General features: G+C 53.5%; 15 protein-coding genes. 8 read left to right on the top strand and 7 right to left on the bottom strand.

The annotated features are described in order from the left end of the window. The first annotated feature begins 103 nt into the window (after positions 1-103). Positions 104-700, top strand: coding sequence for a YkoP family protein (locus DFP94_RS18300; RefSeq protein WP_114497906.1), 597 nt, complete (start codon positions 104-106; stop codon positions 698-700). Positions 701-795: 95 nt separating this feature from the next. Here the strand turns inward: DFP94_RS18300 and DFP94_RS18295 are convergent, their stop codons facing one another. The 5 genes from DFP94_RS18295 to DFP94_RS18275 all read right to left on the bottom strand — a co-directional run bounded on the left by DFP94_RS18295 (position 796) and on the right by DFP94_RS18275 (position 6994). Continuing rightward, a complete protein-coding gene (locus DFP94_RS18295) occupies positions 796-2490 on the bottom strand; it encodes a methyl-accepting chemotaxis protein (RefSeq protein ID WP_114497905.1) in 1695 nt (564 codons plus the stop codon). A gap of 205 nt (positions 2491-2695) precedes the next feature. After that, a complete protein-coding gene (locus DFP94_RS18290) occupies positions 2696-3241 on the bottom strand; it encodes a class I SAM-dependent methyltransferase (RefSeq protein ID WP_114497904.1) in 546 nt (181 codons plus the stop codon). A 97-nt stretch (positions 3242-3338) separates the two neighbouring features. Beyond that, complete coding sequence (locus tag DFP94_RS18285; RefSeq protein WP_114497903.1) at positions 3339-4241, bottom strand: alpha/beta hydrolase; 903 nt, start codon at positions 4239-4241, stop codon at positions 3339-3341. A 152-nt stretch (positions 4242-4393) separates the two neighbouring features. Beyond that, a complete protein-coding gene (locus tag DFP94_RS18280) occupies positions 4394-5335 on the bottom strand; it encodes a helix-turn-helix domain-containing protein (protein WP_245954956.1) in 942 nt (313 codons plus the stop codon). Positions 5336-5410: 75 nt separating this feature from the next. Then, the gene (locus tag DFP94_RS18275; protein ID WP_114497901.1) at positions 5411-6994 is read right to left on the bottom strand and encodes a bifunctional metallophosphatase/5'-nucleotidase; all 1584 of its coding nucleotides are present in this window, start codon (positions 6992-6994) and stop codon (positions 5411-5413) included. A 206-nt stretch (positions 6995-7200) separates the two neighbouring features. Between DFP94_RS18275 and DFP94_RS18270 the strand changes: the two genes are divergently transcribed. From DFP94_RS18270 to DFP94_RS18240, 7 genes are all read left to right on the top strand, one after another. Next, a complete protein-coding gene (locus DFP94_RS18270) occupies positions 7201-8175 on the top strand; it encodes a phosphate/phosphite/phosphonate ABC transporter substrate-binding protein (RefSeq protein ID WP_181873210.1) in 975 nt (324 codons plus the stop codon). Between the two features lie 198 nt (positions 8176-8373). Next, complete coding sequence (gene phnC / locus DFP94_RS18265) at positions 8374-9147, top strand: phosphonate ABC transporter ATP-binding protein (protein ID WP_114497926.1); 774 nt, start codon at positions 8374-8376, stop codon at positions 9145-9147. Next, positions 9144-9959 (top strand): phosphonate ABC transporter, permease protein PhnE, encoded by an 816-nt coding sequence (gene phnE / locus DFP94_RS18260; protein ID WP_114497899.1) that lies wholly within the window; start codon positions 9144-9146, stop codon positions 9957-9959. Before phnC ends, phnE (DFP94_RS18260) begins: the two co-directional genes overlap by 4 nt. Further along, entirely contained in the window at positions 9956-10759 is an 804-nt protein-coding gene (gene phnE, locus DFP94_RS18255; RefSeq protein ID WP_114497898.1) for a phosphonate ABC transporter, permease protein PhnE, read from the top strand. Before phnE (DFP94_RS18260) ends, phnE (DFP94_RS18255) begins: the two co-directional genes overlap by 4 nt. 79 nt (positions 10760-10838) lie before the next feature. Next, positions 10839-11021 carry a DUF2524 domain-containing protein gene (locus DFP94_RS18250; RefSeq protein ID WP_114497897.1) on the top strand — a complete coding sequence of 61 codons (183 nt, stop codon included), beginning with the start codon at positions 10839-10841 and terminating at the stop codon, positions 11019-11021. A gap of 213 nt (positions 11022-11234) precedes the next feature. After that, complete coding sequence (locus tag DFP94_RS18245; RefSeq protein WP_114497896.1) at positions 11235-12494, top strand: MFS transporter; 1260 nt, start codon at positions 11235-11237, stop codon at positions 12492-12494. Between the two features lie 193 nt (positions 12495-12687). Beyond that, complete coding sequence (locus tag DFP94_RS18240; protein ID WP_114497895.1) at positions 12688-13065, top strand: DUF5684 domain-containing protein; 378 nt, start codon at positions 12688-12690, stop codon at positions 13063-13065. Positions 13066-13161: 96 nt separating this feature from the next. On the opposite strand, the gene DFP94_RS18235 is transcribed toward DFP94_RS18240, so the two are convergent. Further along, complete coding sequence (locus DFP94_RS18235) at positions 13162-15078, bottom strand: beta-N-acetylhexosaminidase (protein ID WP_114497894.1); 1917 nt, start codon at positions 15076-15078, stop codon at positions 13162-13164. A gap of 739 nt (positions 15079-15817) precedes the next feature. After that, positions 15818-18139 (bottom strand): alpha-xylosidase, encoded by a 2322-nt coding sequence (yicI, locus tag DFP94_RS18230; protein ID WP_114497893.1) that lies wholly within the window; start codon positions 18137-18139, stop codon positions 15818-15820. Positions 18140-18158: the final 19 nt, after the last annotated feature.

Below are 18158 nucleotides of genomic sequence, written 5' to 3'. Positions count from 1 at the left end.
TCCGCCCTGGCAGCAATGCGACGTCCGTCCGGTTTTCACGGCTCCCGGCAACCGATATACTGAAGACAACAACCCCATATGTAAATGAAAGTGAGGACTCGCAATGGAAGCGGTCGAAGCCACAAAATTAAAAAGAGTAATTCAATGGGCCTGGATGGGCTGGGAGCAATGGTTTGAGCGATTCAGCCGGGCCCGCTCCCTTTATTCCGGTGAATACGGCATATGTAAAATGTACGTGAACAAGTATCATGGGCCAAGCATCTCTTGCCAGGACGGCACCTGGATCCATGCGGGCGACTGGATCGGGGAACTCCATCTGGACAACCGGCTTATTCTGGAGATGTTGCGCATTTACGACGCCAATCAGGTCGCGCTGCGCGTTGCCCGGCTGGTACGAGGGTCGATGCGGCAAATCTGCGCCGAGATAAGGACTCTTCCCCAACTCAGTCAGGTAAAAGCGCTGCAGGGCATCACCTTACTGCACAGAGGTATTACCCACGGAATGGGTTTTGAAACACATCCCTTGAAAAAAGGCACCTCCCGCTCCTTGACTACATACTACTTAAGGTTATTGCTCACGGTGTTTCATCCTCGAAACGGGAACCGCATCGGACCGCATGCCGAAAAGCTGGTTCCGCTGCGGCTCGTAATGACTCGCAATGCACTGATTGAGCGTTTTTCTCCGGCCAAAACGGCATAAAAAGCCCCGTAAGACGGGGCTTTACATGCGCCTTTGAGCGAAGTTAAAATGGAGCGGCCTTCATCAAATTCAGTAATGAACGGGTCCACTTTTGCCTAGCCATTAATTTTGAATTTGGCGAGCGCCTGATGCAGTTCCCCCGACACTTCCGACAATAGAACCGCCGAATCGTTCAATTCCCGGAAAGCATCCAACTGGGTGGAAGCGGACTGCGTAACTTGCCGGGAATTCGAACTGGTCGCCCGGGCAATTTCCGAGATGACCGTTACCGAGGCGGTGATCTCCTCAATCCCGGCAGACATTTGCTCAGAGGTGGCGGCCAGATGTTCCATCTGCTCCGCGATCCGGCCGTTGCTTTCTACGATTCCGGCAAAGCTGCGGTCCGTCTCCTTCGCCAGCTCCAATCCGCCAGTTACCTTCTGCATCACCGTTTCCATGGCTCCGAGCGATATTTTCACGTCTTCCCCGATCTCGCGAATGACTTCCGAAATCCGGTGGGATGAGGTTTCGGATTGTTCCGCCAGCTTCCTTACTTCCGAAGCGACTATCGCAAACCCGCGTCCCTGGTCCCCGGCGCGCGCCGCTTCAATGGAAGCATTCAGGGCCAGCAAATTGGTCTGCGCCGATATCTCCCGGATCAGACCCAGGATCTCTTCGATTTCCCGTGACTTCTCATCCAGCCGCTGGATCGTCCGGTCCGTTTCCTGGACCGAAAGAGATATTGAATTTATTTGTTGCAAAGTCTGGCGGACATGGCTTGCTCCCGTATCGGCCTGCCCTTTGGAGCGGACTGCCGATTCGGAAACCTCGAGCGCGTGCTCGGCGATATTCTGGACCCCGACCGATATTTCTTCCACCGCTCTGGCATTTTCCGCCGTGCTCTGAGTTTGATTGTCGGCTCCTTCGGTCACCTGTTCCATCGATTCCGCAATCCGGAATGACTCCTCCGTCGTTTTCTCGGCCACCGCTTTTAGCCGTTCCGTAGAGGCCGCAACCTTCTCGGAGGCCAGCAGCCCCTGCAGGATCAACGCCTTGAGGCTCTCCCCCATCCGGTTGAAGCTGCCGCCCAATCGGCCGATTTCATCTCCCGACTTATCCTGGATAATGGCGGTAAAATCACCCGTTCCCGCCAATTCCATCGCCTGCGTCACCGCCATAAGCCGTCTTTGCATGCGCTTGATGTACCAAACGACAACGACGCAAGCCACAAGCATAGCCACCACAAACACGATCGCAAAGGTCGTCATGAAGTCCTGCTGAATGCTCTGGATCAAATGTTGGGATGCCCCGACATAGAAAATCCCTATGGTTTCGCCGCTCGAATTTTTAATCGGCTCGTAAGCCGCTTGATAGTTTTTGCCTAATACCACGGCTTTGCCGTAATACTTTTCCCCTTGTTTCAGTACGACCTCGGCCACCTTATCGGAAACCGTCGTCCCTACCGCCCGTTGCCCTCCATCCATCACGTTGGTAGCAACCCGCTTATTTTGTTGAAAAATCGTAACCGTATCTTCGGTGGCCTGTCCGATTTGGTCCACGACTTCCTTATTATCGTTCATTTTGGTATCGCCCTTAAACAATTGCCCTTCCCGGATTTCCCAATCGCCCGGATATTGCGAATCCAACCACTGACGTGCGAGCTCCAAATCACTCTTTGCTTTGGCCGTAGCGAACGATTCAATGCCCTTTTTCATTTGATTCACCGCTACTATTGCTGTTACCACTGCGAATGCCAACAGGATATTGACGACGATCAGGATGATCTTGGTTCCGATACTTCTGTTCCGCATTTTTGTTACCCACCTCTCCCAATGTTGCCAGCGTTCTTCCATACCGGGCCTGCCTGGTAATCCTCAATCCGCAGCGGAAGTAAATCTATTATATATGCGGATATCCTTGCCGAAAACTAGAAAATCGCAAAAAAAGTCACGACATGTAAAAAAAGTCGTGAAAATTGTTCCATGAGGAAGATTTTTGTCGATTTTTGCATGATCACTATTTTTTATAAATATAGATTTTTGTCCGGTACATATCCCGGCAAGTGACGATCCGGTCGGGCGTCCAGCCCGGAAGCGCAAAGCAAATGCTGATCACAGAAGCCCCTGCAGTCAATTCTTCGCGGAAAAGCGGGTCCAGCCGTTTCATGGCCCCCGGGAATAAATAGCAGATGACGACGTCCGCCTTCCCGTAGGGATATTTGTATAAATCCCCTCTTAGAAAAGAGACATTGCGAACGGAACTCCAGCAAGCCATCACGCGGGAAACCGCCAGCGGTATGCGCGAGTTTTCGATGCCGATGATGTTCCAGGCCGGATTGATTTTGGCTGCCTGTAAAGCAAGCATACCCCAGCCCGATCCAGCCTCGACGAGGTTCGTAATGCCGCCGATCCGCCTAAGCTCCGCCATAGCCGCGTGCCGCACCAGCGCCGAGGTCGGCATGGGCGAAATCCCGTTACGCCAGCTTGTAATTACGATGGATAACAATGCGGATATGCCTAGTACAAAGAATAATGCAGATATTATAGAAGAAAAGGTATCCATCCTACATGTGCCCCCTTAATAAAGCGCGCACGGAAATCCGTGCGCGCCTTGACTCCATTTTAGCCGGAGTATTAAGGGAATTACAACAACCTGATGCTTAATCCCGGTCGAAGCCCCCGTAGAATAACAAGTAGTTTTCCAACTGACTGCTCCAATAGGCATCATCATGGCGGCCGCCCGGGGTGACATGCAATTCATAAGATTTCGTTTTCGCACCCTTCAGGATGCCGTCCAATTTTTCGTTAGCGGCCTTAAAGTCATCCTGATCGCCATAATCCAGATAAATGCTCAATTTATTCAACTTCCGGCTGGCTGCAAGCGCAAGCGGATCGTTATTCGCTCTGGCCTCCGCGTTCGGGAATACCAACTTCTCCAGCGGCTCCCACATATCGCCGATGAACAGCGCCGGCGAATGTCCGCCTACCTTGCCGTATACTTCCGGATGTTTGAACCCGATATGAAGCGCCGCAAAACCGCCCATGGAGGTCCCTCCCAGATAGCGGGCATGGCGTGATTTTATCGTATTAAAGTGAGTGTCGACGAATTCGACGACGTCTTTTGCAATATAGTCCTCATACCTGCCCGTATGCAACACCCCGGCATCTTCCGGTTTGCCGCTTGCGGCCGAATACCCCGACACGTCGGAGGAATTGACCCCAAAGCTGTTATTGATCCGCGGCGCGACGATGATCATCGGCTCGATCTTTCCGCTGGAAATGAGATCGTCCGCGGTTTCGGTAATCTTCAGGGTATTGAACCACTGGCTTTCGTTTACCGTGTAGGAATGGAGCACATACAGAACAGGGTATTTATCCTGCGCATTGTAGTGAGGAGGCAGATAAACGCTCATTTGCATTTCCTTTTGCAGGGACTCGCTGAAAAAATTAACGCTCATGGTCGCCGAGGATTCACGATCTTTCTGCACTTTCGCCAAACCCATCTGCGGCCCCCCGACAAGAAAGAGCAGCACTGCGCATAGCATTACTTTGAAACATTTCATGAGACCAGCTCCCTTTTCTTTTTTCTGTTCGATAAAATCTTATCAACCCCGGAAGATACTGTGTATTGCTAATCCGCAGCGTCTTCCTGCAAATCGGCAGTAAAAAAGGCGCCTCTGTTAGAGGTGCCTCTCATGACGGACGGGGAAGTCCGTCAACTGTTCTTATTCAACATCCAGCAATAGGCGTTTCGGAATTCCGCCGGGGAATAACCGGAGTATTTGCGGAAATTCCGCAGGAAATGAGCATCGTCGGCAAACCCGATCCGCTCCATGATTTCTGTAGTAGGGAGTGTAGTGTTGCGCAGCATGGAATCGGCCATCTGCATCCGGATTTTGTTCAGATAAGCGATCAGGGACAAGCCGGTAGACTTTTTGAACTGCTCATTCAAAGTCGTTTTGTTCACATGAAACCTGGAGGTCAGATCTTCCAGCCTGATTTTCTCGGTATAGTGCGTATGCAAATATTCAAGCACCGGCTTTACCGACTCCGGAACCTCGGAAGGAATGATGGCCGGCGAAAACGTCGTCTGTTGATAGATGCGCCGGATCAAAAACAACAGCTCCAACAGATAGGAACGGCTGCGGCAAGGCCAATGGGCATCGGGTTGGAAATGCAAATTATAGCCGATCTCCTTCAGCAGTTCATCCGCATGCCTTGCCACGGAGGGATCGAGCGGAATGCCGCCATAGTAGCCTTGGCCTCGATCCAAAAACGGCTCCAGCACCCACAAATCCTGTACATCGGTGGAGGCGATCTCTTTTTCTGCACAGGCATGACCGACTGACTCCCCGCCGGGAAGCAGACCGTTTAACCGCTCATTAAGCACCCCCGGCTGAAAAAACAGGGCCTTCCCCGCAATCCGGGCCTTTGACGGCAGCGTTACGGTTTCACGGTCATGAAAACAATAGATCGCCGAGCCCATGACCGGATACGCAAGCTCCCCGATCTGCATGATTCCCGCGCCTTCCAAAACCAAAACCAACCGGTAGCCGGACAATTCGTCCCCGTCCCCGGATAGCGGGGCTTCAGGGCAATAGGACATTCCCAGCCGATAGCCGGGATAATGAATTTTTCCCTCGGTGAAAGGCATCATCACAAACAGGACCTCCTCCCCCTTTAAGATAACATATCCTTCCATCGGCGGAGAAGATCCTAATGATAACGCAAATTACGGCTCTGCTACTACTATCCAGTTCTGATTGCATTCGGCCGGAATTTTCCCCCGCTCCGTAATATACTCTTCGACCAGTTCGGCGGTATCCCTCAAAATCTCCCGGATGATCGGTTTGCCCCAAAACATTGCATAATCCCCGCCACCCCCGGCCCGGTAGCTGTTCATAACGACATCCAGTTCCGTTTCATCGGAAAGTTCCACGCCGTCATACATCAGCCGGGTGACCCGGGAGCCGGGAGGTCTGGCAATATTCAGCGTATATTCAATGCCTTCCCACATGTCGTAATTGTAATGCTGGGCTTTAGGTTCCAGATACGCCGGGTTGACCGCGGGATTCCCATAGGCATCCATGACGAAATAACATGCCGTCTGTTCCAGAGCCGCCCGGATGTCGCGTCCGGTCAGCCGCAGAACGGTCAGCGTATTCGGATACATAAAATTCGTGAGCACATCCCGACGCGTAATGGTCTCGCCAAAGCCCTTCGACGCTTCGCTGAGCAAAGCCGTGCAGGACACCGACACCGCCGCGCTTTCCATCTGTACACGGTTGGTGAATTCGATGAAGGGATGCTCTTCGATCCGGCACGCTAACGGGCTGGCTAACGTCATCCCGGCCTCGCTGTGCCCGATCGGCTCGTCCAGCCATGCCTGGGTCCGTTCCTCCAACTCCTGGCTCAGGCCCAACACGGCGGCGTCAGGCTTCACATGCCTATCGGGCTTCAGCAGTTCAGCCCGTTTACCACGGATGACCCAGCGGCCTTGCTCCAAAACGAGGTCAATCGAGATTTTCCCCATCGTCTGGCCGTTGCAACCGGACTGAACGACCGTCACCCCATGCACTTCCCCGGCCAGGAGCCGGTGCTGGTGCCCGGTAACTAGCACATCGATGCCCGCTACCTCCGTACACATGGCATAGGCCTGATTCTCGCCGGTCGGTTTTTCGCTTGGAGCGCCGGTCTGCAAATCCGCCTCAAATCCGCCGTGATAGGACACGACCAGCACATCCGGCGCCTCTTCCTTCCGGATACGGGGCACCCACGCTTTCGCCGTCTCCAGAGCATCGTGAAATTGCAACCCCTGGATATGGGCGGGGTTCTCCCAGTTTGGAATGTAGTGCGTCGTCAAGCCCAACACCGCCACTTTGACCCCATCTATCATTTTTATAAGATACGGCCGGCCGAAAGCAGGCTCTCCGCTTCGCTGCGCCGTTATTCCCGCCGATAACCAGGGAAACGCCGAATCCCTCATAACATTGCGCAGCATCCCGAACCCGTAATTGAATTCATGATTGCCCGGCACGGCAGCATCATAGCCCAGTTCGTTGAGCGCAGCGATGGCGGGATGGACCCCCGTTTTGTTTTTTATCGCAAAAGAAGACAGCGGAGACCCCTGAATCAAATCCCCATTATCCAACAACAGCAACTCGGGGCTGTGCCTCCGCTCTTCGCGGATCAGTGCCGCCAGCTTTCCAAAACCGAGGTCACACTCGCCTTGGCTCCGGTAATCGGTTGGATGAAGATGTCCGTGGAGATCGCTGGTCGCCAGCACCGTAATTGTTTTTGTTTGCCCAGAATCCATAGCAGCCTCTCCTTCTCCAAGCTTTATTCTAAAATTCTAGCATTCGACATGCAGCTTTATATTAAATTTCATGACTTTACACAAATTTTTCATTCCGCTGACGGCACGTTAATAGTTGCTTCGTATAGTGGAACAGTAAGGCTTGGAATTATCCAATAAAAAAAAAGTGGAGGTCATACCCTTTGAGAAAAATCACAAAATTGATCATGCCCCTGTTCTTATCCATCGCCGTAATCAGCGGCTGCGGTGCCAATGAAGCCGCATCGAACACCGGCGGCAAGGCGGCGGCTAACGCCGGCCAGGAAAACTCGAAACCCGAGAACGCCAGCAACAACAAGGCTTCCGAAGATACCGGATATGCACCGGAGAAATTGACCGTTCAATTCGTTCCTTCCCAAAATGCGGATACGCTCGAAGCCAAAGCCAAACCGCTGGAGAAGCTGCTGTCCGACAAGATCGGCATTCCGGTAGAAGTCAGTGTGTCGACCGACTACAACGTAATTGTTGAAGCGATGGCTTCCAAAAAAGTCGACGTAGGCTTCCTGCCTCCAACCGCTTATGTACTCGCTAAAGAGAAAGGCGCCGCCGAAGTAATCCTCCAAGCGCAACGTTTTGGCGTTAAGGACGAAACCGGCGAACCGACCGACGAACTGGTCGACTTCTATAAAGCGATGATTATCGTCAAAAAAGATTCCCCGATTCAAAAAGTCGAAGACCTTAAAGGGAAAAAGATCGCTTATCAAAACGTTACCTCCTCGGCGGGTTATGTATGGCCGGCAGGCAAGCTGCTGGAAGCGGGAATCGATCCGCTGAAGGACGTAGAACCGATTACGGTAAAAGGGCATGACCAAGGCGTGCTTGCCGTGCTGAACGGCGATGTTGACGCCGCCGCGATTTTCCAGGATGCCCGGAACATCGTAAAGAACGATTACCCGACCGTGTTTGAAGATACGCGCGTCCTGACTTATACGGAGAAAATTCCGAACGATACGATCAGCGTCCGTTCCGACATGAGCCAAGAATGGATCGAGAAGCTGCAAAACGCCTTCATCGAGATCGGTAAGGACGAAGAAGGCCACAAGATCATTTCCGAAATTTACACGCACGAAGGTTATGTTAAATCCGAAGACAGCCTCTTCGATATCGTCCGTGAATACGGCGAGAAGGTAAAGACCGAGTAGTATTTCCGCAATTTAAAAAATGACCAAAAATCCGGCTTTTTGGACTGACTCTTTCAAGAGTAGATGTTCAAAGGGCCGGGTTTTCGGCACCGAGAAGGACTGTCTGAATTCAAGATTCGATGTCGACTAGACTTCATGAGTCACTTCGTGATCAAAATCCGACTTTTTGAACTACCTCTGAAAAGGAATGAATGCCGCGTGATCGAAATCCGCAATGTATCCAAGACATACGCTAATGGAACCAAAGGACTGAACCATATCAATCTGACAATCGGCCAAGGGGAATTCGTGGCGATCGTCGGGTTGTCCGGTGCCGGCAAGTCGACTCTTCTGCGGTCGATGAACCGGCTTCATGACATTACCGAAGGCGAAATCATCATCGGCGGCAAATCGATTACGGCAGCCAAAGGCAGAAATTTGCGCATGATCCGCCGGGATATCGGCATGATCTTCCAGAGCTTCAATCTCGTGAAGCGCACGTCCGTGCTCCGCAACGTGCTGGCCGGGCGGGTCGGCTATCACTCCACCCTGCGCACCGTCGTAGGCCGGTTCCCAAAACAGGATGTGGAACTGGCCTTCCAGGCGCTGGATCGGGTGAATATCGCCGAGAAGGCATACTCCCGCGCCGACGAGTTGTCCGGCGGGCAGCAGCAGCGGGTAGCCATCGCCCGGGTGCTGGCACAGGAAGCCAAAATCATATTGGCCGATGAGCCGGTGGCTTCCCTGGATCCGCTGACGACCAAGCAAGTCATGGACGATTTGAAACGGATCAATCTGGAATCCGGAATTACGACGATCGTGAATCTGCACTTCATTGATCTCGCCCGGCAGTATGCTACCCGGATTATCGGGCTCAGAGCCGGAGAAGTCGTCTTTGACGGCCCGGTGTCGGAAGCTACGGACGAGAAATTTGCCGAGATTTACGGACGACCGCTCGGCAAGGAAGAACTGCTGGAGGAAGCCGCCGTATGAATGCTAAGCTGGAAGCGGAACAACAGGGACGGCGTTCGCCGATCCGTCCCAAAGCGCCGGGCAAAACAAAGCACTATCTGACCGCGGCTTTTATCCTGCTGCTGGTTTGGGGAAGCGCCGTGCAGAGTGATTCCACGCTGAGCGAACTGGTTCAGGGCTTTCCCAATATGCTCGACCTGCTCCGCGAAATGTTTCCGCCGAGATGGACCTATCTCGACAATATTTTGGAAGCGATGCTGGAAACGATCCGCATGGCTCTCGTCGGCACGACGATCGGAGCGCTCTTCGCGATTCCGGTGGCGCTTCTTTGCGCCGCCAATCTGATCAAGAGCAGATGGATCTATTATCCGGTCCGCTTACTGCTGAATCTGATCCGGACGATTCCGGACCTGCTGCTGGCCGCACTTTTCGTCGCCATCTTCGGGATCGGTCCGTTGCCGGGGATCTTCGCTTTGTCCGTCTTTTCGATAGGGTTGATCGCCAAGCTTACTTACGAAGCCCTTGAAGCCATCGACCCCGGTCCGCTGGAAGCGATGACCGCCGCCGGGGCAAATCTTGTACAGATTATTGTTTATGGCGTGGTCCCGCAAATCCAGGCCCATTTCGCTTCGTTCACCTTGTACACGTTCGAAATCAACGTTCGGGCGGCGGCGGTGCTTGGGCTCGTAGGAGCAGGCGGCATCGGCCACTATTACGAAGTGACGCTCGGATTTTTTGAATATGACAAGACGGCCATGATTATCTTGTTCACCCTTGCCGTCGTCTTGATCATCGACTATATCAGCACAAAACTGCGGGAGAGACTATTATGACAAAGTCATGGAACGAAATCGCACCCAAGCCGAAAAAAAGTCCGCTCCGCTGGTTTATCTATATCGCGCTGGCCGCGGTTTACATTTGGGCCTTTGTCGGCATTCCCTTCGGCGGGATCAAGGAGACGGCCGGGCAAGTGACGAAGGCGATTGCTTCGGGCCTGTTCTCGCCGGATTGGGACTATGTCTATTTGCCGGACGGAGAAGATCTGCTGCGGGGACTGCTTGATACGCTGGCCATCTCCATTTTGGGAACGCTGATCTCCACGATTGTGTGCTTTCCCTTCGCGTTCTGGTCGGCAGCCAATATGAGCCGTTCCCGTTTGACCTCCGGCTCCGGAAAAATACTGCTCAGCCTGATTCGGACCTTCCCGGAAATCGTGATGGCGTTGCTGTTCATCAAAGCGGTCGGTCCCGGATCTTTTGCCGGCGTGCTGGCGCTCGGCCTTCACTCCGTCGGCATGCTTGGCAAGCTGTTTGCCGATGAAGTCGAGCAAATCGACCCGGGACCATCCGAAGCGCTGATCGCCGCCGGAGCGACCCGGCTGCAGATTTTACGGTTCGCCGTGCTGCCCCAAGTGCTGCCCGGGTTTATGTCTTATACGCTATACCGGTTTGAAATCAATCTCCGGTCCGCCACCATTCTCGGCGTCATCGGAGCCGGCGGCATCGGCACTCCGCTCATTTTCGCGCTCAGTTCGCGCAACTGGGACCGCGTCGGCATCATCCTGCTCGGCATTATCGTCATGATCACGGTCATCGACCTGATCTCGGGAGCTATTCGTAAAAAGCTGGTGTAATCCGGTCCAAAGAGATGAATAACTCCGGGATAATCCTCCATAATAGGGAAAGGACAACTGCCAAACAAGGAGGACGACCATGCTGGACAATCTGGAAAGCGACTACGACTGCGCAAGTGCCGGAGACGATCTCCATCAGCTCAAACAGGAGCTTGCCGAATTGCGGGGACAAGGCGCCGGGGATCAGGAAACGCAGGAACGCATCAACCGGCTGGAGAATCAAATTTCGTTCATTATGAACAAGTGCGATATTAACCGCTAGATGTTCGAGCAGGCTTAACCGCCCGCGGCAACCAGCAGGCAGGAACCCTCTTTACCGGACAACCGGAGAAGGGGGTTTTCCTTATGAGCATGATTTTAATATAAAAGTTATATGGCCGCTTCCCTGGAGTTTGTGTTACGATTTTCCCTGTTCGGCACCTGTGGCGGAAGCCCCAGGCTCCGGACATAAATTCACCTACTTCATGGAGGCAACATGGCAAATTTACAGCCTGTTCAGGTTAAATCCAAACGCAGTATACGGGTTCTTTTCCCGATGCTCACCGTCTTTATCGGTTTCTTTATCTTCGGATTTTCCGAAAATGTGAAAGGTCCCGCCATTCCGCGCATCCAGACCGATTTTCATTTGGATGAGATGCAAATCGGAACCCTCTTATCGCTGAATTCGCTCGGCTATTTGCTTGCCTGCTCTTTTACCGCCTTTCTCGTGCGAAAGTGGGGCGTCAAATGGGTCAGCGCCCTCTCCTTCGGCCTTATGGCGCTTACGGGAGTATTGATGTTCTTTTCCCGCACGTATCCGGCTTTGTCCGGCTCCTATTTCCTTATGTACATCGGCAACGGCATGCTGGAAATCGCCCTTGCGGTGCTGGCGGCGCAGATCTTCGTGAAAAACATGGGGACCATGATGAATCTCGCCCATTTCTTCTACGGACTTAGTTCCATCGTCGCGCCCATGCTCGCCACCGGACTGATGACACTTACCGTCGAAGGCCACACGCTGGATTGGAGAGGTATGTACCTGGTCATTCTGCTGCTGTCGCTCATTCCGATGATCCCGGCCTTACTTGGACACTTCCCCGTTAAAAATGTGGCGGAGGAAGACCGAATCCCGGTCAAATCCTTCATGCGCGATCCGGTGATCTGGCTGCTGGTGGCCATTCTTTCGTTCGGAGTCATCTCGGAAATGGCGGTCGGAGGCTGGCTGGTCAATTTCCTGGAAAAAGCTTACCGCTGGGACACTAGCACGGCGTCCGGAATGCTATCCGCATTCTTTCTCTGTTTCACCTTTGCCCGGCTTGTCGCGGGGCCGATTACGGATAAGATCGGATATACGCTTTCCCTGATTATATTTGCCGGATTTACCGGGATCTGCACCTTTGCGGCCATCCTTGCAGGGGAACCGGGTGCGGCCTTGTTCGCCATTGCCGGCGTCGGCATTGCACCCGTCTATCCGACCGTCATGGCCTTGATCGCCGACCGCTACCGTGGAAATAGCGATACCGCCATCAGCTTCATTGTCACGATGATAGGGGTCGGCAGCGTCCTCGGTAATTACTTGATCGGGGCCATCACCGACGGCATCAAGCTGCTCTTTATAACGAGCCAAGGCTCGGAGATCGGATTGCTTCGGGGATTACAGGCAGGTTATTCTTTCATCGGCTTTTGCGCCGTGATCTGCTCGTTGGCCAGCCTGATTCTGTACCTGTATCTCAAGAAGCGGAAGGAACTCCTCTAGGTTCCGCGGCGGCACCAACTCATATAGAAGACAAAGCATCAAAGTGTTTAATATTCATATTTGAATCACTGTCACAGTAAATTTGACAAAAAGGGCGAAAAAAATTGTAGATTAAGGAGGTGATTTGCGTTTATTGTAGAATTATATAAACCGGTTTGAAATTTATTTTTTCATTTTGAGGGAGGGTATTTGTATGTGGTTTTTATTTTTGCTCGCAATCGCGATGTATGTCTTGTTTGCGGGCGCCTATTTTTCGCTGGCGAAGAAAGCCGGACTGGACCATATCGCCTGGTTTGCTTTCGTTCCGATCCTGATGAACATCCTGCAGCTGCGATTAATCAAGGAAAGCGGTTGGTGGGTGCTCATGTACTTCGTACCGGTCGCCAATATCGTATTCACAATTATCTGGCAAGTGAAATTGTTGAATGCTTTCGGGAAGAGCGGCACCTATGTCCTGTTTAATATTTTTCTTCCTCCGGTATACGGCATTCTGTGGCTGGTTTGGGGATACTCCAGTTCGACTACATATCAGCTCAACAATCCAATCCCGCCGAACACTTTCGCAGCTTAATAGCGTAGGGCATTCCAGGCATGTATACATAATTTCCACTTACATAAGAAACAAGAAGACCGGGTCCGTTCACTGAACGGCCCGGTCTTTTGCTTCTCAGAAAGGGTTCAACACGTGAAAAAACACGTTCGGCGAAGCCATGCGGTAATAGTAACTGCACCAGCCCGCTCCTTTGTTGTTAAACCGGTTGACCGAGCTGTACACCAGCCGTTCCTGTTCCAGTTCCTCGATCACATTAATGCGCCGTTCCACGTAATCAAGCAGCCGGACGCAAGCCGTATCCAGCCGGGTCAAGACCCCGCCGTAGCGGATGTCGAGCACCTCCCAGCCGAACGGTTTGAACATACGCAGCCACTGCCTCCGGTGCGCGGCCCGGAGCTCCTTCACGTCCTCCGCGATAGCCGGCAGCACGTCCTCCGCAATCGCTCTCAGCTTCGCGCAGTCCCCGGCGTCATAAGCCCGCTTCAGTTCGGTGCCGATTTCGCTTTTCCGCTTCAGCACCGCGCACAGCTTCTCCGGCACCTCGAAGATGTAATCCAGCTCCGCGTCCTTGCTACGGCCGCTTAGGATGTCCTGCTCCAGCTTCGCATAGTGGGCGGACATCCCCAGCCCTTCGATCTGTTTGTCGAAGAGGCCCAGCAGCACGTCCTGGTACAGCAGGAATTTCGAAGGATTGCTCTGTTTCCGGTTGTCCGGCTCCGCCCCCGGCGTCTCGTCCAGGTACTTCAGCTTCAAGAACGTTTCCGCCTCGATCCCAGTGCAGAACTTAACGCGCTCCGCCACCTGCCCCCAAGCCGGTTTGCCCGCCGTATAAGCGTATTCCGCATAAAACTGCAGGCCCAGCAGCGCTCCGAACGGGCTGCTCTCCATACCGTCATCGCCCCACATTGTCGCATATACTTCGCGAATTCCCTCTCTTTTGCAAACCTGAAGAGCTGCATCGGTCGCGTTCAGCGAAAGGCCGTAATTAACGCCGAACGTGTTAAACACCCACACCGCGCCCGCGAAAACGAGGTTGCAACCGAGCGGACGATGCTTGGCGATCAGCTTTTCATAATCCTCCTGCTCCTGATGGGCGTAATCCCAATACACCAAGTCGACGTCCTTCGGAATGCGGCGGGCCATCTCCTCCGGAATCGGCGTGTCAGCGTCATAATGCTCGCTCCCGTCGGCGGAGGCGAATTTGAGGAACATATCGCTCCACATCATCGGCTTTAACCCGCGGCTGCGCGCGTCCTCAAGCACTCTTTCCAGATGGCCCGTCATAATATCGAACCGGCTCCGATAGCCGTTCCGGTCCAGATATTTGCCCCGGCCCAGTTCCTCCGCCTCGTCCATTCCGATATGAATCTTGCGGCTCCGGAACGGCGCGCTGGCCGCCTCCAGCATGTTTCCGATCAGCGCCTCCACCGCTTCGTCACCGACCAGGAGGGCTCCTTTCGTATCTTTATACCCTGATACCGGCTCCCATTTAAGGAATTCCTCCAAATGCGCCAACGTCTGAATGCTCGGGAAAGCCTCGATGCCGAACCGGTCCGCATAATCGTCGATGTCCCGCAGCTCGGCCGGCGAATACCGGCCCCGCATGTATCCGAAGTAGGGCTCCCCCTCGAGTTCGTAAGTATCTTCCATATACAGCATGACCGAATTCAGCCCCATCAGGGCCATTTTCCGCAGCATGAATTTGAAACTGTCCACCGTCAACACACCGTTGCGGGACAAATCAAACATCGGACCGATCGTATCGAATTGCTGCTCCTCCTTAATATGAAAAGCTCTCCCGTTCCGCCCATACTGCACGAGCAGCCCCAGCCCGCGAAAAAACTGATGCTTTCGTTCATAACGTATGTACGCGACTCCGTCTTCCAGCCCTACCTCCAGTCCTCCGTCCGATAATTCCACCCGCACCGGCTGCCCGTCTACAGCTTCGATGAACAGCAACTCCTTCGCCAACTCCCCGATTCCGGGTAATAGTCCCGCCTCGGCCGCGATTCCGGTAAAATGCAGCTTCATTCGTCCTTCCTCCCTCTGCGTAAAGCGTTTACAAAGATTTTACCTTTCCCCTGCAAATCTGGGTAGGGAAAAAATCCGCTTATTGGGGCATATTTCTGTCTATTCCGGCCGTCCCCAGTCCGGCCTTCTTGCTATTTCTTGCTTCTTAATTCTTGCTTCTTGCTTCTTGCTTCCGCTACTCATCCCCAACTCTATCCATCGCTTACGTCGCTTAGAATGCCAGTTACCTCGCGGCACAGTTACTTTTATTATCGTTCAATCTACTTGGTGCTAAAAGTTACCCCTTCCGGCATTATAGTTACTTTTATTTCTGCGGCACTGTTACTATCTGCTCGTTTAGTTTGCTGGTGTTCATAGTTACTCCTTTTGGGGTCAAAGTTACTTGAGCCTGCGCAATTAACTGGAAAACCTCCAGTTATTTTTACCTTTGCGGCTTTCTTGCAGCATTTAACTGGAAAAACTACAGTTAATTTCACGAAAACAGCCAGATACCCGCTGAAACCTTGAAATTAGATGGAGGTTTTCCAGTTAATTTTAAATTCTGACCGTGTGGCTAAAGAATAACTGGAGGTTTTCCAGTTATTTTTGTTGCTGGAGCGATATTAGCTTGAATCATGGTGAATGGTGCATGACGGAAGTTCCCATTCGCCTTATAACCAAAAAAACAGGGCTACCTATAACCTGCAAGGCAGCCCTGTCTTATTCACTCTATTCGTACACTTGAATTGATTAGCCAGGTTTACAGCTCGATGCTCAGCGCGCGGACGCCGCGATCAACGGCGATGGTCACGCCCAAGTCTCCTTCCGACGCCGTCCCGCCGTCGGCCGACGCGACGTTGGCGATGCCGCGCAGCACCAGCTCCCACGGTTTATCCGCTCCTTCGGCGGTTACCGTCAGCGTGCGGCCTTGGCGCGTCACTTTCACTTCCAGCTCATGGACGCCGCTAACGTCGCAAATGGAAGCGGATGCCGTCTCCCCGTCGCCGAGTTCAAACAAATGCAGGGCAATGCCGTCGGCGTAATCGTAGTCCGGCCGCAGGTCGTTCGCGCCTACCGCGATCAGGCTGCCCGGGCGGACCATCAGCGGCAGGCTGAAGTAATCATGCCGCTCCTGCACCCAGCGGCCGCCTTCCACCACGTTGCCGCTCAAAAAGTTGGTCCACCGGCCTTCCGGCAAATAATACTTGGCCGTGCCTTCGTCGTTGAAGATCGGGGCGACGAGAAGCGAGTCGCCCAGCATGTACTGGCGGTCCAGCGTTTCGCAAGCCGCGTCGCCCGGAAACTCCAGGACCATGGCGCGCATAACCGGCACGCCCGTCCGGGTCGCTTCCACACTGGTGCCGTACAAATACGGCATCAGCGTGGACTTCAGCTTCGTGAAATGGCGCAGCACGTCGCTGGCTTCATCGTCGAACAGCCAAGGCACCCGGTAAGACTGGCTGCCGTGCAGGCGGCTGTGCGAGGACAGCAAGCCGAACGCGGACCAGCGCTTGTAGAGGTCCGGGGTGGCCGTGCTCTCGAAGCCGCCGATGTCGTGGCTCCAGAAGCTGAAGCCCGACAAGCCCAGCGACAATCCGCCGCGCAGCGTCTCGGCCATCGAATTGTAGGTAGCAGAGCAGTCGCCGCCCCAATGGACCGGGAACTGCTGTCCTCCCGCCGTGGCCGAGCGGGCGAATACCATCGCTTCATTTTTCCCCTTCGTCTCTTCCAGCACTTCAAATACCGCTTTGTTGTACAAATGCGTGTAATAGTTGTGCATCTTGACCGGATCCGAGCCGTCAAAATACACCACGTCGGTCGGTATGCGCTCGCCGAAATCGGTCTTGAAGCAGTCGACGCCCATGTCGATCAGCGCTCTCAGCTTATCCTGATACCAGCGCACCGCAGCCGGATTCGTAAAGTCGACCAAGCCCATGCCGCCCTGCCAGCGGTCCCATTGCCAGACGTCGCCGTCCTTCGTCTTCACCAGGTAGCCATTCTCCTTGCCTTCATCAAACAAGTACGACTGCTGCGCGATATAGGAGTTGATCCAGACGGAGATGTTCAGGCCCTTGCTTTTCAAGCGGTTCAACATGCCTTGAGGATCCGGGAATACGTCTTTGTCCCACTGAAAATCGCACCAATGGAACTCTTTCATCCAGAAGCAGTCGAAATGGAATACGTGCAGCGGAATTTCGCGCTCGATCATACCGTCGATGAAGCTGTTTACCGTGCCCTCGTCATAACTGGTCGTAAACGACGTCGTCAGCCAAAGACCGTAGGACCAGGCCGGCGGCAGCGCCGGTTTTCCGGTCAGCTTGGTATAGTTATTCAGCACTTCCTTCAGATTGGAACCGCCGATAATATAGTATTTTAACGTTTCGCCAGGTACGCTGAACTGCACCTTGGACACGACTTCCGAAGCCACTTCATAGGAGACGCGCTCCGGATGGTCGACGAACACGCCATAGCCATAGTTGGAGAGATAGAACGGTACGTTCTTGTAAGCCTGCTCGCTGCATGTCCCGCCGTCTTCGTTCCACAGGTCGACGACCTGCCCGTTTTTCACGAACGGCGTAAACCGTTCGCCGAGCCCGTAAATGTATTCCCCCACGCCCAAATCCAGCTGTTCCCGGATGAAAGTGGATTGATCGGGCATTTTCATGTGCCCCGGGCTCTTGTAGCCGCTTCCGGTCAGACGCTTGCCATTGTAGATGAAATGCGTGCTCCAGCCTTCGTTTTTGTTCACTTGCACGCTGAGCTTTCCGCTGGTTAGAGTAGCGATTTCCTCGCCATTTTCGACCGATACCTGTACCCCTTCGTCGACATGCTTCTCGAATACCGGCCCTTTCGGTAGCTTGCCGCTATGATGAACCAGTTCCACCGCGATGACGTCCGGCATGGGGGACGTGTAGTTGACAGTCAGGATCGCGGTATTCAGCGTATCGCCCCGCTTGATGATTTTTTTGCAGGAAGCCAATACCGTCAGTTGCTCCGGTGACGAGCGGACGCTTCGAACCTCCACCGGATAATTGAGCGTGACCCCCGGTCTTACGTGCCAATACCCATCAGTAAATTTCATCCCTGTTCCTCCACCTGTC

The organism is Fontibacillus phaseoli, from assembly GCF_003337355.1.
Taxonomy (GTDB): Bacteria; Bacillota; Bacilli; order Paenibacillales; family Paenibacillaceae; genus Fontibacillus; species Fontibacillus phaseoli.
The sequence above is the reverse complement of the archived record's forward strand: the minus strand, read 5'-3'. Positions and strand labels throughout refer to the sequence as shown.

What these genes read in the sequence shown, in the direction of transcription:
- DFP94_RS18250 (WP_114497897.1), top strand. Translation starts at nt 10,839, where the DNA reads ATGCTGGACAATCTGGAAAGCGACTACGACTGCGCAAGTGCCGGAGAC.
- DFP94_RS18235 (WP_114497894.1), bottom strand. Translation starts at nt 15,078, where the DNA reads ATGAAGCTGCATTTTACCGGAATCGCGGCCGAGGCGGGACTATTACCC.
- DFP94_RS18240 (WP_114497895.1), top strand. Translation starts at nt 12,688, where the DNA reads ATGTGGTTTTTATTTTTGCTCGCAATCGCGATGTATGTCTTGTTTGCG.
- DFP94_RS18275 (WP_114497901.1), bottom strand. Translation starts at nt 6,994, where the DNA reads ATGGATTCTGGGCAAACAAAAACAATTACGGTGCTGGCGACCAGCGAT.
- DFP94_RS18285 (WP_114497903.1), bottom strand. Translation starts at nt 4,241, where the DNA reads ATGAAATGTTTCAAAGTAATGCTATGCGCAGTGCTGCTCTTTCTTGTC.
- yicI (WP_114497893.1), bottom strand. Translation starts at nt 18,139, where the DNA reads ATGAAATTTACTGATGGGTATTGGCACGTAAGACCGGGGGTCACGCTC.
- phnE (WP_114497899.1), top strand. Translation starts at nt 9,144, where the DNA reads ATGAATGCTAAGCTGGAAGCGGAACAACAGGGACGGCGTTCGCCGATC.
- DFP94_RS18245 (WP_114497896.1), top strand. Translation starts at nt 11,235, where the DNA reads ATGGCAAATTTACAGCCTGTTCAGGTTAAATCCAAACGCAGTATACGG.
- DFP94_RS18300 (WP_114497906.1), top strand. Translation starts at nt 104, where the DNA reads ATGGAAGCGGTCGAAGCCACAAAATTAAAAAGAGTAATTCAATGGGCC.
- DFP94_RS18270 (WP_181873210.1), top strand. Translation starts at nt 7,201, where the DNA reads ATGCCCCTGTTCTTATCCATCGCCGTAATCAGCGGCTGCGGTGCCAAT.
- DFP94_RS18290 (WP_114497904.1), bottom strand. Translation starts at nt 3,241, where the DNA reads ATGGATACCTTTTCTTCTATAATATCTGCATTATTCTTTGTACTAGGC.
- phnE (WP_114497898.1), top strand. Translation starts at nt 9,956, where the DNA reads ATGACAAAGTCATGGAACGAAATCGCACCCAAGCCGAAAAAAAGTCCG.
- DFP94_RS18280 (WP_245954956.1), bottom strand. Translation starts at nt 5,335, where the DNA reads ATGATGCCTTTCACCGAGGGAAAAATTCATTATCCCGGCTATCGGCTG.
- DFP94_RS18295 (WP_114497905.1), bottom strand. Translation starts at nt 2,490, where the DNA reads ATGCGGAACAGAAGTATCGGAACCAAGATCATCCTGATCGTCGTCAAT.